This window comes from uncultured Dialister sp. (assembly GCF_937959425.1).
Lineage (GTDB): Bacteria > Bacillota > Negativicutes > Veillonellales > Dialisteraceae > Dialister.
The window spans coordinates 1-3,397 of record NZ_CALGPS010000114.1; the positions used below are offsets into that span (position 1 = coordinate 1).

Annotated in this window: 3 protein-coding genes; all 3 read left to right on the forward strand. The window is 52.0% G+C overall.

Annotated features, from left to right (window positions below):
- The first annotated feature begins 349 nt into the window (after positions 1–349).
- Genes Q0482_RS05035 through Q0482_RS05045 form a run of 3 tightly spaced genes read left to right on the forward strand, consistent with a single transcriptional unit; the run spans position 350 to position 3,196 of the window.
- Positions 350–724: a hypothetical protein gene (locus Q0482_RS05035; RefSeq protein WP_296982279.1), complete on the forward strand. Its 375-nt coding sequence runs from the start codon at positions 350–352 to the stop codon at positions 722–724.
- Positions 725–746: 22 nt separating this feature from the next.
- Positions 747–1,580: a DegV family protein gene (locus Q0482_RS05040; protein WP_299144197.1), complete on the forward strand. Its 834-nt coding sequence runs from the start codon at positions 747–749 to the stop codon at positions 1,578–1,580.
- A 14-nt stretch (positions 1,581–1,594) separates the two neighbouring features.
- Positions 1,595–3,196, forward strand: coding sequence for a DAK2 domain-containing protein (locus tag Q0482_RS05045; protein WP_299144200.1), 1,602 nt, complete (start codon positions 1,595–1,597; stop codon positions 3,194–3,196).
- Positions 3,197–3,397: the final 201 nt, after the last annotated feature.

Below are 3,397 nucleotides of genomic sequence, written 5' to 3' on the forward strand. Positions count from 1 at the left end.
CCGGGCCCGGGCTCTCACCGGGCTATACCATACACGCCGAACTGGCGCACAACTTAAGAACCCTCCGGCCCAGCGGGCCGGTCAAACTTAAGAACCTTCTCCCTCACAACCTGCGGGCCCGCCCCCTTTGGTGCTGACGCACCACCTTCCCCTCCGCAAGCGGTGGGACAATAAAATAGGGAGGGAACCCTCTGAACCCGCCCCGCAGTCGGGAAGATAACATATGGGGTATATTTTAAGCTCTCATCATACTTATATTTCATCAATTTCATATAAAAACTTGACCAAAACTCTTCAGGGCGATATAGTTAAATACAGTGGACAATTATGTAAATTTACAGGAGATATTATGTTTAACTTGCCGGATAAATATGTAGAAGTTGATGGATTCAGGATTCCTGCGGACAAGGCGGATGAGTACAAGCGCATCCGTGACCGCATGATTAAAGAGGCGGAGAAGTTTTTCGGAACTTTCTGCGAAGTGGTGAAGCGGGAGAAGCTGGTGGATCTTCTGGGAGAAGGCATTGTAGGCTATTCTTCCACGGGAGAGATGCTGGCCAGAATTTCGCTGGATCCTTTTGAATTGTCTGCCATGAATGTGGCTCTGCAGCGTAAGAAGATCAGAGAGTACATGCTGGCTACGAACGGGTATGATGATGATGACTATAAGCAGCTTTTGAAAGAGTTTGACGAACGGAAAGCGCAACGTAAAGCAAAAAAATAATAACAGGAAGGACTGTTAGCCAATGATTCAGCTAGTAGTAGACAGTACGGCGGCTCTGCCGAAGGATTTCCTGGCAGACCATGCCAATATCCATGTGATTCCTCTTTTCATTTCCATTAATGGGGAGTATGTGCCTGAAAATGAGGCCACCATTGAGCAGGTGATCGAGTATTCCGAGAGCACGAAGAAGGCGGTTTCTACCAGCCAGCCCAGCACCGGCGATTTTCTCAAGATGTTCGAATCTATTCCTGCAGAGGATCCGATTATTGTGATCTGCCTGACTTCCGGCGTAAGCGGTACCTACAATGGTGCCGTTCTTGCCGCGCGCCAGTCCGGCAGGAAGAATATTTCCGTAATCAATTCCCGCACCACCGCCATCGGCATGATGGAAATCGTGGAAGATGCGCTGGAGTTTATCGATAAGGGCCTTTCCTTTGAGGAAGTAAGTGAAAGACTACTGGAGTCCGCATCCCTTCTCCGAACTACTTTTACCGTGCCTACCCTTGATTATTTACGACGGGGCGGCCGCGTAGGGAAGGCTGCCGGTCTGATCGGAAGCATCCTGAAGATCAAGCCGGTGATTTACCTGAATGACAATAATGAGGTGGATGTGCTGGCCAAGGTACGGACGGAGAAGAAGGCAGCTGCTGCCATGATCGATTATCTTCATAAAAATTCTCCCTGCAAGCGCATCGGCATCGTCCATATCGAAAACGAAGAGGGCGGACGGGCGCTGCAGGCCAGAGTCCAGGAGGAATATCCGGACGTGGAAGTCACTCTTACCACCGGTACACCCGTTTTGGCATCTTATCTGGGACCGGGGCTTACGGGGATTATCTTTGAAAGTGCCAAATGATGGGGGAAATGAACATGTATAATACAATAGATGGGATCTGTTTCAAAAACATGCTGACGGGAGCGTACCAGCTCTTCCAGCAGAAATATGAAATTATCAACCAGCTGAATGTATTTCCTGTGCCCGATGGGGATACGGGAAATAATATGCTGAATACGCTGAAATCCATGTACAGCATGATTGCAGAGGAAAAGGCGGAGCAGCCGGTGGGCATTCTGGCCGAGAAGGCCGCTGCCGGCGCTATCATGGGGGCCAGAGGAAATTCCGGTGTCATCCTGTCCCAGATCATTCATGGCATCAGCAGGGGACTTCACGGCAAGAAGACCGCATCCTGCGGACAGATGAGCAAGGCTTTCCAGTACGGCATCCTCTATGCCTACCGAGCTGTTACCAAGCCGGTGGAAGGCACCATCCTTTCCGTAGCCCGGGGCATCGCCAAAGGCACCAGGGAAGTGATCCGCACGGAAACCGATTTCAGCAAGATTCTGGAAGAATCCATCCGCTGCGGCAATGAAGCCCTGGCGAAGACGCCGGAGCAGCTGCAGATTCTGAAGGACGCCAACGTAGTAGACGCCGGCGGACAGGGCCTTATTTTCTTCCTCATGGGCTGCCTCAACGGCCTCACCGGCAAGGTGGAGGAAGTAAAGGTGGACGTGAAGCCCGTCATCAGCCGTCTGGAAGCAAAGGGCGAATCCTTCTCCATCGAATATCCATACTGCACCGAATTCATCATCAGCCCCTGCAAGGTCAAGGCCAAGGAAGTCAGGAAGAAACTGTCCTCCTGGGGTGAATCCATGATCGTGGCGGAAGGGGACAACCTGGTAAAGGTCCACATCCACGCCCAGCGCCCGGGCCACGTGCTCGACATGGCTGCCGACTGGGGCACCCTCCACGATATCAAGTGCGACAACATGGTGGACCAGTTCCATAAAAATAAAGAAAAACAGCAGAAAATGGTGAAGAAGCCCCTGGGCATACTCACCGTAGTGTCCGGCGACGGCTGGACCGAGCTTTTCAAAAAACTGGGCGCTGACGTAGTATCGGGCGGCCAGTCCATGAACCCCTCCGTGCAGGAACTGAGCAGCGGCATGGATAACGGGCAGTATGAAAAGTACATCATCCTTCCCAATAACAAGAACATCATCCTGGCAGCCCAGCAGCTCCAGAAAATGCTGGGTGAAAAGGTACACATCGTTCCTTCCACCAACCCCATGGAAGGGCTGGCGGCAGCCATGGCCTTCTCTGAAGACCAGAGCCTGGAAGACAACCTGGCTGCCATGAAGGAAAGGATGGGAGACATTACCACTGCCATGATCACCACCGCCGTGAGAGACAGTATCGTAGGCAAATCGGTGATTCATAAAGACGACTTCATGGGCATCATGAAGAACCACGAAGTAATTGCGGAAAAAGACTTCACCAAGTGCTTCATGGAAGTCCTTTCCCATATCATTACGGAAGATACGGAAATCGTTACCGTCTACTCCGGCAAAGACCTCTCCGAAGAGGACTGCCTGAAGGAAATCGACAAAGTGGAAAAACTCTACCCCGACGTAACCTTCGAAACCTACCAGGGAGGACAGCCCCTCTATCCCATGTTCATCTCTGCAGAATAATAAAAAAAACGCCCTTCGGGGCGTTTTTTTTTGTAAGGCTCCTTTCTCAGAAAAGAGCTGGGCGGAGTCCTGAGTAACACTTTGCCCCGCAAAGGCACCGCCATTGGCGGCTCGCGCCTGATGGTGCGGGATCGGGGGAGCTGGCTTTTCTCTCCACAAACTTGCCCACCCCCGCATGCGGGGGTGGGGGGACCACGAAGT